We start from the raw sequence: 19,067 nt of genomic DNA, 5'->3' as shown, positions 1-19,067 counted from the left end.
GCCGCCGACGCCCGCCACAGTCGCGGGTCGATCGGGGCGCGGCTCTGATCTGTCAGGACGGTCGCCTCGACAGCCCGATGGAGGCGGGGATGGATTCGGCGGTGATGCGCTTGCGGAACACCCAGTAGGACCACGCCTGGTAGGCCAGCACCAACGGGAGCAGGGTCAGCGACGCCCACGTCATGATCCGCAGCGTGTAGGGGGTGGACGAGCCGTTGTAGATCGTCACGCTCCACTCCGGATTCAGCGTGGACGGCAGCAGGTTGGGGTACATGGAGCCGAAGATCAACACCGCCACCGCGGCGATGACGACCACCATCGACACGAACGCCACGCCTTCACGGAATCCTCTCCACACCAGCGCGACCGAGATCAACAGCGCCACCACGGCGACGGCCAGGGCGAGCCATGTCCACGGTTTCCCGTAGGCGAGCTGAGTCCACAAGCCGAATCCGCCGGCCAACACGATCACCGGGAGCGACAGCATGCGGGCGACGCGGAACGAATCGTCGTGCAGTGCGCCGGCGGTGCGCAGGGCAAGATACACCGACCCGTAGAACAGGAACAGCGACGCGGTCGCGAGGCCGCCGAGCAGGGTGTAGGCGCTCAGGATGTCGCCGATTCCCGGATGGGCACGGCCGTCGGCGTCGATCGGCAGGCCGCGCAGCAGAATCGCGAACGCGACACCCCACAGCACCGCGGGAAGCCACGACCCGAGCGCGATCCCGATGTCAGCCCATCTGCGCCACTGCGGATCGTTGATCTTGCCGCGCCACTCGATGCCGACGATGCGCAGGATCATGCCGAACAGAATCGCCAGCAGTGGCAGGTAGAGCGCGGAGAACAGTGTCGCGTACCAGTTGGGGAAGGCGGCGAACATCGCGGCGCCGGCGGTGATCAGCCACACCTCGTTGGCATCCCAGACCGGGCCGATCGTGTTGAGCACCGCACGGCGCCGGTCATCGGGATCACCGGGCCCGATGGTGCCCATCGGGCTCATCAGCATGCCGACACCGAAGTCGAAACCCTCGAGCACCAGAAAGCCGAGGAACAGCACGGCGATCAGGAGAAACCACAGTTCCTGGAGTCCCACGACAATCTCCTAGTAGGCGAACGAGAGCGGTGCGACGTCGTCCTTGCTCGGCGGCGTCGGCGGCGCCGGTTCGGAGTCGTGCTCCTGTGGACCTTCGACGACGTAACGGCGCAGCAGGTAGAACCACACGACCGCGAGCGCGCCGTACAGCAGCGTGAAGACCGCCAGCGAGAACATCACGGTGCCGGCTGCGTGGTTGGACACGCCTTCCTGCACGGTCATCCGCACCATCTGGTCACCGGTGGGGTTGGGTACCACAACCCATGGCTGGCGACCCATCTCGGTGAAGACCCAGCCTGCCGAAGAGGCCAGGAACGGCGTCGGGATGGTCAGCAGACCGAATGTCCCGTACCAGCGCTGGCCGGGTATCCGGCCGCGACGCGTCAACCACAGGCTCAGCAACGCGAAGGCCACCGGAACCAGCAGCAGCCCGATCATGGCCCGGAAAGCCCAATACGTGACAAAGAGATTCGGCCGGTAATTGCCTGGCCCGAACTTCTGTTCGGCCGCTTGTTGGAGGTCCTCCACACCCTCGAGGGTGACGCCGGAGAACTTGCTCTCGGCCAGGAAGGGCAGCACGTACGGCACTTCGAGTACGCGGACGATGCCGTCACAGTTGTTGTGGGTGCCGACGGTCAGAATCGAGAAGTTCGGGTCGGTTTCGGTGTTGCACAACGACTCCGCGGAGGCCATCTTCATCGGTTGTTGGACGAACATCAACTTGCCCTGGATGTCGCCGGTGAAGAACAGACCCGCAGCGGCCACCAGTGCGACCGCGCTGCCCAGGATCGTCGCGGGCCGGTACATCGTGCGTGCTTCGACTTCCTCCCCGCCGCGCCGGTGCGCCCGGACCATCAGCCACGCGCAGATGCCCGCCACGAAAGCTCCCGCGGTCAGCAGCGACGCCGTGATGGCGTGCAGGAACGCCCAGATCGCGGTGTTGTTGGTCAGCAACGCTCCGAAGTCGACGAGTTCGGCGCGGCCGGTCTCGGGGTTGAACTTGGCGCCGACCGGGTGCTGCATGAACGAGTTCGCGGCGATGATGAAGTAGGCGGAGGCGTTGACGCCGAACGCAACGATCCAGATGCAGGCCAGGTGCACCACCCGGGGCAGCCGGTTCCACCCGAAGATCCACAGCCCGATGAAGGTGGACTCGAAGAAGAACGCGATCAGCCCTTCGAACGCCAGCGGCGCACCGAAGATATCGCCGACGAACCGGGAGTACTCGCTCCAGTTCATCCCGAACTGGAACTCCTGCACGATGCCGGTGGCCACGCCGATGGCGAAGTTGATCAGGAACAGCTTCCCGAAGAAGCGGGTCAGCCGGTACCAGGCAGCGTTGCCGGTCACATGCCAGACCGTCTGCATGATGGCGATCAGCGGGGCCAGGCCGATGGTCAGTGGGACGAAGATGAAGTGATAGACGGTGGTGATTCCGAACTGCCACCGCGACACGTCAAGTGCGTCCATGCGCCACTCCCAGGCTCGACCGATCCAATCTACGACACAGTGTAGTAGCTCGTTCGGGCGCCGGCACTAGGGGCTTTGGGCCTCATTCCGGCGCTGACGTACCGACCGTCTGCGGTGCTTCGGACAGCTTCTTGCTCGCCGAGCGGATGCCGAACGCCGACACGACCTCGAAGACGCCGAGGACGATCAACCAGATGCCGACGACCATCGTCAGCGTCGCGAGCGATTCGAACGGGGCGGCGAGCATGACGACGCCCGCGATGAGGCTGATGACGCCGATGAAGATCTCCCAGGCCCGTCCTGGCAGCGTCGGGTCGCTGATCGCCGAGACCGCCGTGGCCACACCGCGGAAGACGAAGCCGATACCGATCCAGATGGCCAGCAGCAGGATCGACTCCTGCAGGCTGCGGAAGCAGAGTACGGCCAGGATCAGCGCGGCCGCGCCGCTGAGGAACAGCAGCACGCGTCCACCTGCCGAGACGTGCAGGCTGAATGCGAAGAACACCTGCGTGATGCCGGTGATCAACAGGTAGGCGCCGAAGAAGATGGCCGCGACCACGATTGTGATGCCGGGCCAGATGAGTACCATTACGCCAAGTGCGACCGCGAGGATCCCGGACACGAGCGCGGACTTCCACAGATGCTGCAACATGCTTGGGGGAGCGGCGGTTTCCATGCGCGCAGTGTGACACACCGTGGCGGCGACTTGTCTGATTTTGCAGTACCGCTGTGATGTCTCAACGCTGTCGTTAATGTTTCGTAACCGGCGCTGCGCGCCGGGTCATAGGCCGTTAACGTTCCTGGCTGGTAGGCAGGCCCAGACAGGGACGTGGACGACCCGAAGTAGAAAGTTGAGGCATCAGTGGTGGCTGGAATCCAAGACCGCCGAACCAGGATCTGGCGCGTCGCGGCGGTGTTCGCCGCGGTGGGCGCCCTGGCCCTGTCGGGCTGTTCGAGCAGCTCGGAGGAACCTGTCGAAGAAGGTTCCCCGACCGCGGCGGCGCCCGCGGAAAAGGTCGATGCGATCGCGAACACCGTGCCGGAGGCAATCAAGTCGACCGGGAAACTCATCGTCGGCGTGAACATCCCGTACGCGCCGAACGAGTTCAAGGACGAGAGCGGCAAGATCGTCGGCTTCGACGTCGACCTGATGAACGCCATCGCCGGCACGCTGGGTCTCACCCCGGAGTACCGCGAGGCCGACTTCGCGAAGATCATTCCGTCGATCCAGGGCGGCACGTTCAACGTCGGCATGTCGTCGTTCACCGACAGCAAGGAGCGCGAGCAGCAGGTCGACTTCGTCACCTACTTCTCTGCGGGCACGTTGTGGGCGCAGCCCGCAGGCGGTCAGATCGACCCCGAGAACGCGTGCGGCAAGAAGGTCGCGGTGCAGGCCACCACGGTCCAGGAGACCGATGAGCTGCCCGCGCGCAGCAAGAAGTGCACCGACGCGGGTCAACCGGCGATCGAGATCATCGCGTTCGACAGCCAGGACGCCGCGACCAACGCCGTCGTGTTGGGCCAGGCCGACGCCATGTCGGCCGATTCGCCGGTGACGCTCTACGCCATCAAGCAGACCAACGGCAAGCTCGTGCAGGCGGGCGAGGTGTTCGACTCCGCCCCGTACGGCTGGCCTGTCGAGAAGGGTTCTCCGCTCGCGCAGTCGCTGCTGCAGGCGCTTGAGCACCTGATCGAGACGGGCAAGTACAAGGAGATCGCTGCGAACTGGGGTCTCGAAGAGGGGATGATCGACAAGCCGGTGATCAACGGCGCGGTTTCCTGACAACGATGACAGATGTTGGCGCGCCGCCGCCGTCCAGTTCGCCGCAGTCCATCGATGCCATTCCGCTGAAGCATCCGTGGCGGTGGCTGGCGGCGGCCGCCATCATCGTGCTCGTCGGGCTGTTCCTCTACGGCGCGGCGACCAACCCGGCCTACGGGTGGTCGACGTTCGGGGAGTACTTCTTCCACGAACGCATCCTGCTCGGCGTCTTCAACACGCTGCAGCTGACCATCTACTCGATGATCATCGGCATCGTGCTGGGCGTCTTCCTCACTGTGATGCGGCTGTCTGACAACCCGGTGCTCAGTTCCGTAGCGTGGGTTTTCCTGTGGATCTTCCGCGGCACGCCGATCTACGTGCAGCTGGCGTTCTGGGGCCTGTTTCCGACGATCTACCAGAACATCCAGCTCGGCGTGCCCTTCGGCCCGTCGTTCTTCCACCTGGACCTGCAGGACCTGTCGATTCCGTTTGTCCTCGCAGTGATCGGCCTCGGCCTCAACGAGGCCGCCTACATGGCCGAGATCGTGCGTGCGGGCATCATGTCGGTCCCCGAAGGCCAGATGGAAGCCTCGACGGCGCTGGGCATGTCATGGGGCAAGGCCATGCGCCGAACCGTGCTACCGCAGGCGATGCGCGTGATCATCCCGCCGACCGGCAACGAGCTGATCAGCCTGTTGAAGACGACCTCACTGGTCACCGCCGTGCCCTACGCGTTCGACGTGTACAGCATCGCCACCCGCGAGATCGCCGCCAGGATCTTCGAGCCCGTGCCGCTGCTCCTGGTCGCCGCCGCGTGGTACCTGGTGATCACGAGCATCCTGATGGTGGGCCAGTTCTACCTGGAGCGGTACTTCTCCAGGGGAGCGTCCCGCAAACTGACCTCCAAACAGCTGGAGGCGCTGGCGCTGGCACAACTGCCTCAGGTGAAGTAAAGGACGGGTATGACGGCAGATGCAGTCAGTGCGAAGCCGATGGTCAAGGCCGAGCTGGTGTGCAAGGACTTCGGCGCTCTCAAGGTGCTCAAGGGCATCACGCTGGAGGTGCAGAAGGGACAGGTGCTTGTCCTGGTCGGCCCCTCCGGATCCGGCAAATCGACGTTCCTGCGGTGCATCAACCACCTCGAGACCGTCAGCGCCGGCCGGCTCTACGTCGACGGTGCACTCGTCGGCTACAACGAACGCGGCGGCAAGCTGCACGAGATGAAGCCGCGTGACGTCGCCAAGCAGCGCCGCGACGTGGGCATGGTGTTTCAGCACTTCAACCTGTTCCCGCACCGGACCGCGCTGGGGAACGTCGTCGAGGCTCCCATCCAGGTCAAGGGCGTCAGAAAGGCCCAGGCCATCGAGAAGGGCAAGGAGTTGCTGGCCCAGGTCGGGCTCGCCGACAAGGCCGGGGCCTATCCGGCGCAGCTCTCCGGCGGGCAGCAGCAGCGTGTCGCCATCGCCAGGGCGCTCGCCATGGACCCCAAGCTGATGCTGTTCGACGAGCCGACGTCGGCGCTGGACCCGGAGCTGGTCGGCGAGGTGCTCGGTGTGATGAAAAAGCTTGCAGCCCAAGGTATGACGATGGTCGTGGTGACCCACGAGATGGGCTTCGCCCGCGAGGTCGCCGACGAGCTGGTGTTCATGGACGCCGGGGTCGTCGTCGAACGGGGCGCGCCACGCGAGGTGATGGCCAATCCGCAACACGAACGGACGAAAGCGTTTCTCTCCAAGGTGATGTGACGCCGGACCCGGCGACGCCGCTGTGGCGCGCCGCGCAGGTGTTCCGCCTGCTCAGCTGCATCTATGCGTTCGGCTTCCAGTTGGCGGTCAACCCCGACCTGGAGCATCCGGTCGGCGGATGGGTGCTGTTCGCGGTGCTGATCGGCTGGAGCGCGGCGTGCGCGACGGCCTACCTGCAGGGCTTCGGCCGCAGGCCCGCCTGGGTGCTGGCCGAGATCGTCGTCGTGGTGGCGTTGATGCTGTCGACGGAGTTCGTGGCGTCCGACCAGTGGGCGCTGGACAACCAGTCGTGGCCGACCACGCTGTGGGCGACGAACGCGACGATCTCGGCCGCGATCCTGTCGGGTCCGGTCTCGGGAATGCTGGCCGGCCTAGTGGTGGTGGCCGCCAGTGCAGCGCTCAAGGGGTACGTCAGCATCGACCTCGGCCGCAACGCCACCGTCGTGATCGAGTTGGCGGTCGGCCTCGCGGTCGGCATGGCCGCGCAGACGGCGCGCCGGGCCCACGCCGAACTGGAACGGGCGGCCCGCCTCTCGGCGTCACTGGAGGAGCGCGAGCGGCTCTCCCGCCAGGTGCACGACGGTGCGATCCAGGTGTTGGCGTTGGTGGCGCGCCGGGGGCGCGAAATCGGGGGAGACACCGCCCAGCTCGCCGAACTCGCCGGGGAGCAGGAGCGGGCGCTGCGCCGCCTGGTCAGCGCGAACGACGCCGAACCCCGCAAGGGCGCGATGTCCGACATCGGGGCGATGCTGCGGCGCCGGGCCACCGACCGGGTGTCGATCAGTGTGCCGGCCGACCCGGTGCTGCTGGACGCGACGGTCGCCGACGAGCTTCTGGCGGCGGTGACCAACGCGCTCGACAACGTCGAGGCGCACGCCGGACCAGTTGCCCGCGCGTATGTTCTTCTCGAGGATCTCGGCGCGACCGTGACCGTCACCGTGCGCGACGACGGGGTGGGCATCCCCGAGGGCCGGCTGGACGAAGCGGTGACCGAGGGCCGCGTCGGGGTATCGAAATCGATTGTGGGACGTATGGATTGGCTCGGCGGGCGGGCGGAGCTGAGCACCGGTCCGGGGATGGGGACGGAGTGGGAGCTGACGGTATCTCGGTGATGGTGGTCGACGATCATCCGATCTGGCGGGACGCGGTGGCGCGGGATCTGGCCGACGACGGCTTCGACGTGGTGGCCACCGCCGACGGGGTGGCGTCGGCGAAGCGGCGTGCCGCCGTCGTGCAACCGGCGGTGGTGTTGATGGACATGCGCCTGGCCGACGGCGACGGCGCACAGGCGACCGCCGAGGTGCTCGCCGTGTCGCCGTCGTCGCGCGTGCTGGTGCTGTCGGCCTCGGACGAACGCGACGATGTCCTTGAGGCGGTCAAGGCCGGGGCCACCGGATACCTGGTCAAGAGCGCGTCCAAGCAGGAACTCGGTGATGCGGTGCGGGCGACCGCGCAGGGACGAGCGGTGTTCACCCCGGGTCTGGCCGGTCTGGTGCTCGGTGAGTTCCGCCGCATCGAGCGCGACAGCCCCGCGGGGCCGACACTCACCGAGCGCGAGACCGAGATCCTGCGCCATGTCGCCAAGGGGCTGACGGCCAAACAGATCGCCTCGCGGCTGTCGCTCAGTCACCGCACGGTGGAGAACCACGTCCAGGCGACCTTCCGGAAACTGCAGATCGGCAACCGGGTCGAGCTGGCGCGCTACGCGATCGAACACGGCCTCGACGAGTAGTTGTACTCATCCACCGCACCGTGCTCGGCTGCGACGATGGCGGCATGACCGAACCGCACACCGCCGTCATCACCCGGCTCTCCGCGGATTTCGCCGCGATCTCCCGGCAACTCGCCAGGGTTTCCACCGATCTTGTCGAACTCGACCGGATACTGGCCGATCGCCCGCAGTCGGCACCCGCTCCCTGGCCGCAACCGGTCCCCGTGCCGTCGCCCGTCCCCGTGGCGCAGCCCGTTCCCGTGCCGTCGCCGGCCCCTGTGCCGCAGCCGGTGGCGCCGTATCGGCCGGCGTACCCGGCGTACCCGGCCTACCCGCCGGCCTCTGCACGGGTGCGCAAAGAACGCTCGGACGGCTGGATCGGCAAGCTGCTGGCTGTCGCGGGGGTGGCCGTCACGCTGATCGGTGTCGTGCTGCTCCTGGTGCTCGCCGCGCAGGCGGGGATCCTGAGGCCGGAGTTCCGGGTGGCAGCTGGGGCTGTGCTCGCCGGTGCGCTGGTGGCTGCGGGATGGTGGCTCAACGGCCGCCCCGGCGGCCGGGTGGGTGCGATCGCTCTGGTGGCCACCGGTGTGGCGGCGGCCTACATGGACGTCATTGCGGTCACGACGATCTACGAGTGGACGTCCGCGCCGGCCGGGCTGGTATTCGCGTCGCTGATCGCAGGCGGCGGGCTGACGCTGGCGCGGCGCTGGGACTCCGAGCACCTCGGGCTGCTGGTGCTGGTGCCGCTGATCGGGCTGGCGCCGATCGTCACCGACGGCATCTCACTGCTGTTGGTCGGCTTCATGCTGGCGCTGGCCGCGGTGTCGCTGCCGGTGCAACTCGGTAAAGACTGGATCTGGCTGCACGCGGCGCGCATCGCCGCCGCGGCGCTGCCGGTTCTGACTGCGCTGCTCGCGCGTCACTTCGAATCCGCGCGGCAGGATCTGTGGCTGGCCGGCGCGTCCGGCATCGCGGCCGCGGTGGCTCTGGTGGCCGCGCTGATCCTGTTGCCGGGCACCAAGAATCGTGCTGCGATGGCGCTGCTGACCGCGGCCGGCGTGCTTCCGGTGTTGTGTGTGTCACTGGCGGTGGACCGCGTCGTCGCGGCGCTGATGGCGGCAACACTGGCTGCGGCGCTGCTGGCGATCGTGCTCGTCGGCGAGCGCCTGCCCGGGGTGGCGGGCGTGGTGCGGCAGGTGTTCTCGGCGACGTCGGCGGTCGCCGCCTTGATCGCCGTCACCGTCGCGTTCGACGGCATGATCGCCGGACCGGTCCTGTTGGCGATGGCCGTGGTGGTGGCGCTGGTCGGCAGGCGCGATGAGGTCGCCCGCTGGGCGGCAATCGGTTTCGCGGTCGTCGGCGCGGGCGTGCACCTGAGTTACTCACCGCCCAGCATGCTGCTGGAGGCCACCCGAATCAGCGCTGCCGCAGGCATATCCACGTTGGTGTCCGCGGTGCTGCTGGCGGCTGCCGCGGTCGCCGTGGTCTGGGCGTGGGATCACACCGGGGGTGCGACGGGATTGGCCATCTGGATCGTTCCTGCCGCCGTCGTCGTCTACGCGGTGACGTCGTTCACGGTGACTGCCGGGATGCTCATCGGCGGAGGCGACGGCGGCTTCTACGCCGGACACATGGCCGCGACCATCTGCTGGATCGCGATGGCCGCGGCGCTGTTCGGCTATGCGGCCCGGCTGCCGCGGGAGGACCGCTCGATGCTGATCGGCGGTGGGCTGGGCCTGGTGGCCGCAGCGATGGCCAAGCTGTTCCTGTTCGACCTGGGCACGCTCGACGGGATCTTCCGGGTCGCGGTGTTCATCGTCGTCGGCCTGATCCTGCTGGGCATGGGGGCGGGCTACGCGCGGCTGCTGGAGAAACAGGACAAGAAGCTGTGATGAAACGCACGTGCTAATCTGGACTGAGTCCAGAAAAGGAGGCGTTGACATGAACATGACGACCACAGCGAACGCACGAAGGACCGAGGCCGAGATAGCGAACTTCCAGGCCTCACCGGAACTGGGCGCCGCGCTTCAGCGAGTCCTGGTCGACCTGATCGAACTGCACCTGCAGGCCAAGCAGGCGCACTGGAACGTGGTCGGCACCAACTTCCGCGACCTGCACCTGCAACTCGACGAGATCGTCGACTTCGCCCGCGCAGCCAGCGACACCGTGGCCGAACGGATGCGTGCACTCGACGCGGTCCCCGACGGCAGGTCGGACACCGTCGCGGCGAGCACGTCGCTGCCGGCGTTCCCGGCGTTCGAGCACAGCAGCGACGACGTCGTCGACCTCGTCACCACCCGCGTCTACGCCGTCGTGGACACCCTGCGGACCGTCCACGACACCGTCGACGCCGAGGATCCGAGCACGGCCGACATCCTGCACCAGCTGATCGACGGGCTGGAGAAACTGGCGTGGTTGCTCAAGTCGGAGAACCGGAAGGTGTAACCGCCTCGGCCCGATGGGCGACCAGGTACCACGTGTGCATCGGTCCCTTGCCCTTGACGTCGACGACACCGCGCTCCTCCAGTACGAACCGGTCGCGTAGTCGTTCATAGACGTTGTCGGGCACCTGGATTCGGCCCTCGACGTCGGTGGTCTCCATGCGGGACGCCACGTTGACGGCGTCGCCCCAGACGTCGTAGAAGAACTTCTTCGCGCCGACGACCCCGGCGACGACGGGACCGGACGCCATCCCGATCCGCAGCGGAACGTCATGTCCCTGCGGGTCTTTCAGGTCGGCCACCGCGTCGGCCATGTCGAGAGCCAGCAGCGCCAGGGCCTCGAGATGGTCGACGCGGGGGTTCGGCACGCCGCTGACGACCATGTAGGAGTCCCCGCTGGTCTTCACCTTCTCCAACCCGTGCCGGTCCACGAGTGCGTCCAGGTCGGTGTAGAGCCGATCGAGGAACCGCACCAGTTCCGACGGCGGCGTCTCGCTCGCGCGTTTGGTGTAGCCGGCGATGTCGGCGAAGAGGATCGAGGCGTCGTCGTACTTGTCGGCGATGACGGTGCGCGTCGGTTCCTTGAGCCGGTCGGCGATCGTGGCGGGCAGGATGTTGGCGAGGAGCTCTTCGGAGCGCTCGTATTCGGCTGCCATCGCCGCCTCGGCCCGGTCGATCTCGCGCAGCGTGTACCAGATCGTCGCAACGATTATCACGACCGACGACACCACCGCGCTGATGAAACCTGCGGTCAGCGTCCACGACGGACCAAGTCCCCGGTCGTCCGGCACCGTCAGCTCGAGGACGATGGTGATGATCACGCCGGCGGCCGCGATGGCGGCGGCGAGCGCGATGCGCTCGATGCCGAGCACCAGCACCACCAGTGAGGCGGCGACGAGGAAATAGAACTGAAGCCCGGACCCGGTGCCGATGGTGTAGCAGATGAAGCCGACGGACGTGTAGGCGAAGACGACGAACGTCAGCGGCGCGATCAGTTCACCGAGGGGGCACAGCCGCGGGATCGCGAGGAACACCACCCCGCAGCCGATGTTGACGGCGCCCAGCCACCACAGGGGGCCGCCGAACGTCAGCTGAAATACCCCGAATCCGACCGACGCGGCGGCCGCGATCCAGCTCGCGATCATCAGAACGCGCTGCCGCCGCGCCACCCGTTCATGGCGGTGCCGGCTCGGTGACCAGGCACGGCGGCCCAGGGTGACTTCGGGGACGCAGACCGGCCGCATGTTGGGCACGCTCAAAGGTTATCGCTGCCAGTCCGCCAACCTGCTGGAATGGCGCGGATCGCGTATCGGCGACCAGAGGGTTTTGTTGGTGCCCTCGGTGAGATTCGAACTCACACTGTACGGGTTTTGAATCCGTTTCCTCTGCCAGTTGGGATACGAGGGCGCGCGGCCTACCACCATAGAGGATGGCCCCGCGCTCGCTCATCTGGCCTGTGCCCTTCACAATGTTGTGATGTCATCCGCTTCCGCGTCACCGTCAGACGCCGCCGTCACGCCGCGCCGAGTCCTCGTCGCCGAGGATGAGGCCCTCATCCGGCTCGACCTGGCCGAAATGCTGCGTGAAGAGGGCTACGAGATCGTCGGCGAGGCCGGAGACGGTCAGGAAGCCGTCGAACTCGCCGAAGCGCTGCGCCCCGATCTGGTGATCATGGACGTCAAGATGCCGCGGCGTGACGGCATCGACGCCGCCTCGGAGATCGCGAGCAAGCGGATCGCGCCGATCGTCATCCTGACCGCCTTCAGCCAGCGTGAGCTGGTCGAACGCGCCCGCGACGCCGGCGCGATGGCTTACCTGGTCAAGCCGTTCAGCATCACTGACCTCATCCCGGCCATCGAGGTCGCGGTCAGCCGGTTCAGCGAAATGACCGAACTGGAGAAAGAGGTCGCCAACCTCTCCGATCGCCTGGAGACCAGAAAGCTCGTCGAGCGCGCCAAGGGTTTGCTGCAGGCCAAGCAGGGGATGTCCGAGCCCGAGGCGTTCAAGTGGATTCAGCGGGCCGCGATGGATCGTCGGACCACCATGAAGCGGGTCGCCGAGGTGGTCCTGGAGACCCTAGATCCGCCGGCCGACACACCGGCGGGGCCCGGCCAATAGAGGATCGGCGCGGCACCGCCGGTTAAGACTGCGTTTCCGCGGCCGACTTTTTACAGGTTCATCCGGTTTATCGACGCGACGCGTTTTCCAACAGCACGCACCGCGGCGGTGCGTTGGTTATGGTCGTCGCGAAGCATCGCCGCCGTGTCGTCGTCTGCCACAGACGGCCGCTCGACGGTGCCGAGCGAAAACTGAACCGGAGGTGAGACGTGCGCGGTCGCGTAGCACGCAAGGCATTTGCACTCGGTACGGCCGGATTGACTGTGCTGGCGATCGCCGGCTGCAGCCAGTCCACGCCTGAAGAGGAAGCAGCGCAGACGAATCTGAAGATCGTCGAGAAGGTGCAGATCGACGAGAACGGTGCCGAAGTCGCCGCCAGCACGGGCGCCGCGCCCGCTGACCCGGCCGGCGACGGCAAGGCCACCTGCCCGCCGGTGTCCATCGCGATGGCCGGTGCGCTCAACGGGCCCGACGCGGCGCTCGGCATCAACATCAAGAACGGTGTGCAGTTGGCCATCGACAAGCACAACGCCGCCAACCCGGGCTGCCAGGTGCAGCTCAAGCCGTTCGACACCGAAGGCGACCCGCAGAAGGCCACCGCCATCGCGCCGCAGATCGTCGACGACCAGTACACGATCGGCCTCGTCGGGCCCGCCTTCTCCGGCGAGACTAAGGCCACCGGCGGTGTCTTCGACCAGGCCGGCCTCGTCGCCACCACCGCATCGGCGACCAACGTGACGTTGTCGGAGAACGGCTGGAAAACCTTCTTCCGCGGGCTGGCCAACGACGGCGTGCAGGGCCCGTCGGTCGCCAACTACCTGAAGAACACCCTCGGTCACAAGAAGGTCTGTGTCGTCGACGACAGCACGGACTACGGCCTGGGCCTCGGCCAGGCCGTCCGCGAGACCCTCGGCCCCGTCGCCGACTCGGCGTGCAACATCTCGGTGAAGAAGGGTGACAAGGACTTCTCCGCCGCCGTGACCCAGATCAACGGCGCCGCCCCCGACTCGGTGTTCTTCAGCGGGTACTACGCCGAGGCTGCGCCGTTCGTTCAGCAGCTCAGGGACGGCGGTTTCGAAGGCACCTTCGCCAGCGCCGACGGCACCAAGGATCCCGAGTTCGTCAAGCAGGCCGGTGAATCCTCCAAGGGTGCGGTACTGGCGTGCCCGTGCGGCCCGGCGACCGGTTCGTTCGCCGAGGAGTACACGGCGAAGTTCAACCAGGAACCCGGCACCTACAGCGCCGAGGGCTACGACCTGGGCACCATCCTGGTCAAGGGCATCGACTCCGGTGCGATCACCCGGCCGGCGCTGCTCGACTTCGTCCGCAACTACAAGGGGCAGGGCGTGGCTCGTGAGTACCAGTGGACTCCGGAAGGAGAGCTCACCACCACCCTCATCTGGATCTACGACGTCCAGTAACCGCTGAGGCGAAACGCGTCCGAGAGCTGTTGGCTCGGACGCGTTTTCGCACCATCGCATCGTCTGATCCCGTCGATCGTCCGTTAAGGAGTTCGCCACCGGATGAACCTGGCCGCAAACATCAACTTCAATGTCGGAGCACTGGTCGACAGTTTCTGGCAGTTGACGATCGACGGCCTGTCGTGGGGAGCGATCTACGCCCTGGTCGCTGTCGGGTACACCCTCGTCTTCGGCGTGCTGCGACTGATCAACTTCGCCCACTCCGAGATCTTCATGCTCGGCATGTTCGGGGCGTACTTCGCGCTCGACATCATCCTGGGGTTCACCCCGAGCGGAAACGCCTACAGCAAGGGCGTGGCGCTCACGGTGCTGTACCTGGGCATCGCGATGCTGTTCGCGATGCTCGTGTCCGGCGGCGCGGCGGTGGGACTGGAGTTCGTCGCCTACCGCCCGCTGCGGAAACGCAACGCGCGGTCGTTGACGTTCCTGATCACCGCGATCGGCATGTCGTTCGTGCTGCAGCAGTTCGTGCTGTTCATCCTGCCGAAGCTGATACCCGGCTACGGCGGGCCGAACGCGCAGCAGCCGATCGTGCTGGTGCAGCCCAAGACCCAGTTCGAGTTCTTCGGGGTCGCGATCTCGAACATCACCATCGTCATCGTCGCCTCGGCGCTGGTGCTCGCCGTGCTCACAGACATCGCGATCAACCGCACCAAGTTCGGGCGCGGTATCCGCGCCGTCGCGCAGGATCCGACGACGGCGACCCTGATGGGGGTGTCACGGGAGCGGATCATCATGACGACGTTCCTGATCGGCGGGCTGCTGGCCGGTGCGGCGGCGCTGCTGTACACCCTCAAGGTGCCGCAGGGGATCATCTACTCGGGCGGATTCCTGTTGGGCATCAAGGCGTTCTCGGCGGCGGTGCTCGGCGGGATCGGCAACCTGCGCGGTGCGCTGCTGGGTGGCCTGCTGCTGGGCGTGATGGAGAACTACGGGCAGGCCGTGTTCGGTACGCAGTGGCGTGACGTGGTGGCGTTCGTGCTGCTGGTGCTGGTGCTGCTGGTCCGCCCGACCGGGATACTCGGCGAGAGCCTCGGAAAGGCACGCGCATGAGCACTGTCGAGAAGGCGGGCGCGGTCTGGGCCCGCGTGATGGACTGGTGGGACGGTCTGACCCGCGCTCAGAAATGGGTGTTCGGGATCATCCTGTTCGCCGGGATCGCGTTGTCCCCGCTGTTCACACCGGGATTCATCGACACACCGGGAATCAGTTTCGGCGGCACCATGGCTCAGTTCGCGATGGTCGCGATCATCGCGATCGGCCTCAACGTCGTCGTCGGGCAGGCGGGTCTGCTCGACCTCGGTTACGTGGGCTTCTACGCCGTCGGCGCCTACACCGTGGCGTTGCTGACCAGCCCGGAGAGTCCGTGGAACAAGTTGGGGCCCACCGGGTTCTTCAGCACGCCGTGGGCGTGGCTGTCCTGTGTGCCGCTGGCCATGGCGGTGACTGCGCTGAGCGGCCTGATCCTCGGCACCCCGACGCTGCGACTGCGCGGCGACTACCTGGCGATCGTCACGCTCGGCTTCGGCGAGATCATCCGGCTGCTGGCCGACAATCTGGCCGACATCACCAACGGTCCACGCGGCCTCAACGAGGTGGCCTTCCCGCACTTCCTGGAGAGCGACCAGCATCCCGAAGGGGTGTTCTCCGTGTCGAATTCGGGTGGCGACGCCAACTACGGCACCTGGTGGTTCTGGCTGGGGCTGATCCTGATCGTCGGCATCCTGCTTCTCGTCGGCAACCTCGAACGCAGCCGTGTCGGACGGGCCTGGATCGCCGTCCGCGAGGACGAGGACGCCGCAGAGGTGATGGGGGTCAACGCATTCAAGTTCAAGCTGTGGGCCTTCACCATCGGCGCGGCGATCGGCGGACTCTCGGGTGCGCTGTATGCCGGACAGGTGCAGTACGTGGCCCCGCCGACGTTCAACATCATCAACTCGATGCTGTTCCTGTGCGCGGTGGTGCTGGGCGGGCAGGGCAACAAGCTGGGCGTGATCCTCGGCGCGTTCATCATCGTGTACCTGCCGAACCGCCTGCTCGGGGTGCACTTCCTCGGCATCGACATGGGCAACCTGAAGTACCTGTTCTTCGGACTCGCACTGGTGGTGCTGATGATCTTCCGCCCCCAGGGCCTGTTCCCGGCGCGTCAGCACCTGCTCACCTACGCCAGGGCCGCCCGCAAACTGCTGCGGGCGCAGCCGACCGATACGGAGCCGGCGAAATGACCGCTCCCGACAACGACGCAACGGCAGAGACGGCCCTGGAGAACTTCGAAGACAGTGTGGCCGACATCGCCGGCGTGCATCGCGAGATCCAAGCCGAAGAGGGCGAAGTCCTGCTGCAGACCACGGATCTGACCGTCAAGTTCGGCGGCCTGACGGCGCTGGACGCGGTGACGTTCAACATCCGCCGCGGCGAGATCCTGGGCCTCATCGGGCCCAACGGTGCGGGCAAGACCACGTGCTTCAACGCGATCACCGGTGTCTACCGGCCCACCTCGGGCATCGTCACGTTCGACGGCGCTCCGATCGGGCGCATCAAACGGCACCAGATCACCCGCCTGGGCATCGCGCGCACGTTCCAGAACATCCGGTTGTTCGGGGAGATGACCGCGCTGGAGAACGTGATGGTGGGCACCGACGCCCGGCATCACACGTCGGTGCCCGGCGCGCTGATCCGCTCACCACGACACCGGCGTGAGGAACGTTCGGCGATCGAGAGATCGGCTGCATTGCTGCACTTCGTGGGTATCGCGCACCGCGGCGAGGAGAAGGCCAAGAATCTGTCGTACGGCGACCAGCGCAGGCTGGAGATCGCGCGCGCACTGGCCACCGAACCCAAGCTGCTGTGCCTCGACGAGCCGGCCGCCGGCTTCAACCCGAGCGAGAAGTCGGCGCTGATCGAGCTCATCCGCAAGATCCGCGACGACGGTTACACCGTGCTGCTCATCGAGCACGACATGCGGCTGGTGATGGGCGTGACCGACCGCATCGTGGTGCTGGAGTTCGGCCGCAAGATCGCCGACGGGCTGCCGGCAGAAATCCGCGAGGACCCCAAGGTCATCGCCGCCTACCTGGGAGTGCCAGACGATGAGCTCACCTGAAACCGTTGCGGGCCAGCCTGATCCCCGGCCGGTCCTGTTGGAGGTGCGCGACGTCGTCGTGCACTACGGGCGGATCAAGGCGCTGCACTCGGTGTCGCTGACGGTGCACGAGGGCGAGCTGGTGACGTTGCTCGGCTCCAACGGTGCGGGCAAGACCACGATGATGCGCGCAATCTCGGGACTCCTGCCGCTGTCCTCGGGCTCGGTATGGTTCGACGGCAAGGACATCAGCCGGGTGAAGGCACACAAACGGGTGGCCGACGGCCTGATCCAGGCGCCGGAGGGTCGCGGCGTCTTTCCCGGCATGACCATCGTCGAGAACCTCGAGATGGGCTGCTACGGGCGCAAGTTCCCGTCGAAGGCGGAGCACGACGAGCGCCTGGACTGGGTGCTGGAGACCTTCCCGCGACTGGCCGAACGCAGGAACCAGGTCGGCGGCACGCTCTCCGGCGGTGAGCAGCAGATGCTGGCCATCGGGCGCGCGCTGATGGCGCGGCCCAAGGTGCTGCTCCTCGACGAACCGTCGATGGGGCTGGCGCCGATGGTGATCTCGCAGATCTTCCGGATCATCGCCGAGATCAACGCCGCGGGCACCACGGTGCTGCTGGTCGAGCAGAACGCTCAGCAGGCGCTGACCCGCTCGGACCGGGCCTACATCCTGGAGACCGGAGAGGTCACCCGGACCGGCAACGCGCGGGAGTTGTTGTCCGACAAGAGCATCCGCGCCGCCTACCTGGGCGTGGCCTAAGCGGTTTTCCTGCCCACCTGCCCTTGCCCCCTTCCTTGGGCGCGAGCGTGCGTGTCTGCGGGCGCCACGCCGTGTATTTCCTCGATTCAGCGCACGCTCGTCGCCGGCCAGCTCACCCGATACGGAACCTCTTGATCCGGGACGACGCGCCGCCGGTCAATTCCACCCGGCTGCGCGGCACCCCGAAGTGCTCGGCGAGCACCCGGATCACCGCGGCGTTGGCCTTGCCGTCGACGGCACGCTCGCGCACGTAGACCGTCAGCTCTCCGTCGGGTCCGGTTTCGACCAGCGGTCCCTTCTTGCTGCCCGGCTTCACGTGCACGGAGACGACATCACTCACACGTTCATTGAGCCCTGAGCGTGCGCGAATTGCCAGCGTAGTGCGGTGTGTCGTGGTGCAGCATGCGCGCTCGTGGTGCGGGACGCCGACGCTCCTCGGATTCTCATCGTTGCACCCCTTTTTTGAGACAGACACCTCGTGCAGGCTGTCCACTACATGTGGGAACCACCGTCGATCCGGACCTCGGTTCCGGTGATGAAGTACGCATCGCGACTGCCGAGCATTGCGACCACACCGGCCACCGCATCAGGTTGGGCGAAGATCGCGCCGCCGTCGAGCGGAAGCACCGGTGCGACCTTGGCGAACAGCGTGTAGTCGGCGTCCTCGGGCAGACCGGGCCCGATGCTCTGACGTGACGCGCCGGTGCCGTCGGTCATCCCCGACGAAATCGAGCCCGGCTGAACACAATTGAACCGGATGCCGGCTTTGGCGAACTCCAGGGCCCACGCGTGCGTCATCGCCAGCACCCCACCCTTTGACGCGGCGTAGGCCGCCATGTACGGGTGGGCGAAGTGCGCCGAGGTGGAGCTGAAGTTGACCACCGCGGGTTCGTTGCCGTCTCGCAGCGCCGCGATCGCCTCGCGGGTCACCAGGAACGTCCCGATGAGGTTGATCCGCAGCACCTGCTCGAAGTCGGCCAGCGTGGTATCCGCCAGGTGTGCCGATCGCAGGATGCCGGCGGCGTTGACCAGCGTGTCCAGCCCACCCAACGTGGAGATCGCCTCGGCCACCCCGCTGGCGACCGATGGCTCGTCACCGACGTCCATCGCGACCGTGGACAGACCGGCGCCGAGCTCACCGGCCTTCTTCACGGTGTCGGCGAGACCGTCGGCGCTGATGTCGGCGGCCACCACCCGGCCGCCCTCGGCGAGAACGCGCAGCACGCACGCCTGCCCGATGCCCGAGCCGCCGCCGGTGACGAGGACACGACGTCCGGCATAGCGCGTGAGTTGAGGTGAGGACTTGGTGGGCATAGTGGACACAACAAGCTCCTGTCGTTCGGTCCGAGAACGAGCCACCGGCCTGTTCCGGCAGCGGCTGTCTACCTTCACGCG

Annotated in this window: 19 protein-coding genes and 1 tRNA gene; 13 read left to right on the top strand and 7 right to left on the bottom strand. The window is 66.7% G+C overall.

What is annotated here, in order from left to right; all coding sequences use genetic code 11:
* Window positions 1-52: 52 nt before the first annotated feature.
* From cydB to BN976_RS19580, 3 genes are all read right to left on the bottom strand, one after another.
* Window positions 53-1,093, bottom strand: coding sequence for a cytochrome d ubiquinol oxidase subunit II (gene cydB / locus BN976_RS19590; protein ID WP_036372997.1), 1,041 nt, complete (start codon window positions 1,091-1,093; stop codon window positions 53-55).
* Window positions 1,094-1,102: 9 nt separating this feature from the next.
* On the bottom strand, window positions 1,103-2,563 hold the full coding sequence (locus BN976_RS19585; RefSeq protein WP_011780045.1) for a cytochrome ubiquinol oxidase subunit I: 1,461 nt from the start codon (window positions 2,561-2,563) through the stop codon (window positions 1,103-1,105).
* Window positions 2,564-2,645: 82 nt separating this feature from the next.
* Window positions 2,646-3,239, bottom strand: coding sequence for an HdeD family acid-resistance protein (locus BN976_RS19580; protein ID WP_011780046.1), 594 nt, complete (start codon window positions 3,237-3,239; stop codon window positions 2,646-2,648).
* 186 nt (window positions 3,240-3,425) lie between these two features.
* Between BN976_RS19580 and BN976_RS19575 the strand changes: the two genes are divergently transcribed.
* From BN976_RS19575 to BN976_RS19545, 7 genes are read left to right on the top strand one after another with little or no spacing between them, the layout of a single operon-like run.
* Window positions 3,426-4,346: an ABC transporter substrate-binding protein gene (locus BN976_RS19575; RefSeq protein WP_011780047.1), complete on the top strand. Its 921-nt coding sequence runs from the start codon at window positions 3,426-3,428 to the stop codon at window positions 4,344-4,346.
* A 5-nt stretch (window positions 4,347-4,351) separates the two neighbouring features.
* The gene (locus BN976_RS19570) at window positions 4,352-5,278 is read left to right on the top strand and encodes an amino acid ABC transporter permease (protein WP_011780048.1); all 927 of its coding nucleotides are present in this window, start codon (window positions 4,352-4,354) and stop codon (window positions 5,276-5,278) included.
* A gap of 39 nt (window positions 5,279-5,317) precedes the next feature.
* Window positions 5,318-6,070, top strand: coding sequence for an amino acid ABC transporter ATP-binding protein (locus BN976_RS19565; protein ID WP_086008428.1), 753 nt, complete (start codon window positions 5,318-5,320; stop codon window positions 6,068-6,070).
* Entirely contained in the window at window positions 6,067-7,182 is a 1,116-nt protein-coding gene (gene macS / locus BN976_RS19560; protein ID WP_011780050.1) for a MacS family sensor histidine kinase, read from the top strand. Before BN976_RS19565 ends, macS begins: the two co-directional genes overlap by 4 nt.
* Complete coding sequence (locus BN976_RS19555; RefSeq protein WP_086008429.1) at window positions 7,182-7,802, top strand: response regulator; 621 nt, start codon at window positions 7,182-7,184, stop codon at window positions 7,800-7,802. The genes macS and BN976_RS19555 overlap by 1 nt, the downstream gene beginning before the upstream one ends.
* A gap of 44 nt (window positions 7,803-7,846) precedes the next feature.
* Window positions 7,847-9,673, top strand: coding sequence for a DUF2339 domain-containing protein (locus BN976_RS19550; RefSeq protein WP_036373297.1), 1,827 nt, complete (start codon window positions 7,847-7,849; stop codon window positions 9,671-9,673).
* A 49-nt stretch (window positions 9,674-9,722) separates the two neighbouring features.
* Window positions 9,723-10,226, top strand: a complete 504-nt coding sequence (locus BN976_RS19545; protein ID WP_199558976.1) for a Dps family protein — start codon at window positions 9,723-9,725, stop codon at window positions 10,224-10,226.
* On the opposite strand, the gene BN976_RS19540 is transcribed toward BN976_RS19545, so the two are convergent.
* Both BN976_RS19540 and BN976_RS19535 read right to left on the bottom strand, forming a co-directional pair.
* Window positions 10,201-11,466, bottom strand: coding sequence for an adenylate/guanylate cyclase domain-containing protein (locus tag BN976_RS19540; RefSeq protein WP_036372989.1), 1,266 nt, complete (start codon window positions 11,464-11,466; stop codon window positions 10,201-10,203). The genes BN976_RS19545 and BN976_RS19540 overlap by 26 nt on opposite strands.
* 86 nt (window positions 11,467-11,552) lie before the next feature.
* Window positions 11,553-11,629, bottom strand: a tRNA-Leu gene (locus BN976_RS19535).
* 69 nt (window positions 11,630-11,698) lie between these two features.
* Here BN976_RS19535 and BN976_RS19530 point away from each other — a divergent pair.
* From BN976_RS19530 to BN976_RS19505, 6 genes are all read left to right on the top strand, one after another.
* Window positions 11,699-12,340: a two-component system response regulator PdtaR gene (locus tag BN976_RS19530; RefSeq protein WP_011780055.1), complete on the top strand. Its 642-nt coding sequence runs from the start codon at window positions 11,699-11,701 to the stop codon at window positions 12,338-12,340.
* 209 nt (window positions 12,341-12,549) lie between these two features.
* On the top strand, window positions 12,550-13,761 hold the full coding sequence (locus BN976_RS19525) for a branched-chain amino acid ABC transporter substrate-binding protein (RefSeq protein ID WP_011780056.1): 1,212 nt from the start codon (window positions 12,550-12,552) through the stop codon (window positions 13,759-13,761).
* A 102-nt stretch (window positions 13,762-13,863) separates the two neighbouring features.
* Window positions 13,864-14,874, top strand: coding sequence for a branched-chain amino acid ABC transporter permease (locus BN976_RS19520; RefSeq protein WP_011780057.1), 1,011 nt, complete (start codon window positions 13,864-13,866; stop codon window positions 14,872-14,874).
* Window positions 14,875-14,912: 38 nt separating this feature from the next.
* Entirely contained in the window at window positions 14,913-16,046 is a 1,134-nt protein-coding gene (locus BN976_RS19515; protein ID WP_036373293.1) for a branched-chain amino acid ABC transporter permease, read from the top strand.
* Window positions 16,043-16,924 (top strand): ABC transporter ATP-binding protein, encoded by an 882-nt coding sequence (locus BN976_RS19510; RefSeq protein WP_011780059.1) that lies wholly within the window; start codon window positions 16,043-16,045, stop codon window positions 16,922-16,924. Before BN976_RS19515 ends, BN976_RS19510 begins: the two co-directional genes overlap by 4 nt.
* Window positions 16,911-17,672, top strand: coding sequence for an ABC transporter ATP-binding protein (locus BN976_RS19505; protein WP_011780060.1), 762 nt, complete (start codon window positions 16,911-16,913; stop codon window positions 17,670-17,672). The genes BN976_RS19510 and BN976_RS19505 overlap by 14 nt, the downstream gene beginning before the upstream one ends.
* Window positions 17,673-17,784: 112 nt before the next feature.
* Here the strand turns inward: BN976_RS19505 and BN976_RS19500 are convergent, their stop codons facing one another.
* Window positions 17,785-18,012, bottom strand: coding sequence for a DUF167 domain-containing protein (locus BN976_RS19500; RefSeq protein WP_036372987.1), 228 nt, complete (start codon window positions 18,010-18,012; stop codon window positions 17,785-17,787).
* A 152-nt stretch (window positions 18,013-18,164) separates the two neighbouring features.
* A complete protein-coding gene (locus BN976_RS19495; protein WP_051558505.1) occupies window positions 18,165-18,986 on the bottom strand; it encodes an SDR family NAD(P)-dependent oxidoreductase in 822 nt (273 codons plus the stop codon).
* Window positions 18,987-19,067 lie beyond the last annotated feature (81 nt).

The sequence above is a fragment of the Mycolicibacterium austroafricanum genome (genome assembly GCF_000612725.1).
Lineage (GTDB): Bacteria > Actinomycetota > Actinomycetes > Mycobacteriales > Mycobacteriaceae > Mycobacterium > Mycobacterium austroafricanum.
The sequence above is the reverse complement of the archived record's forward strand: the minus strand, read 5'-3'. Positions and strand labels throughout refer to the sequence as shown.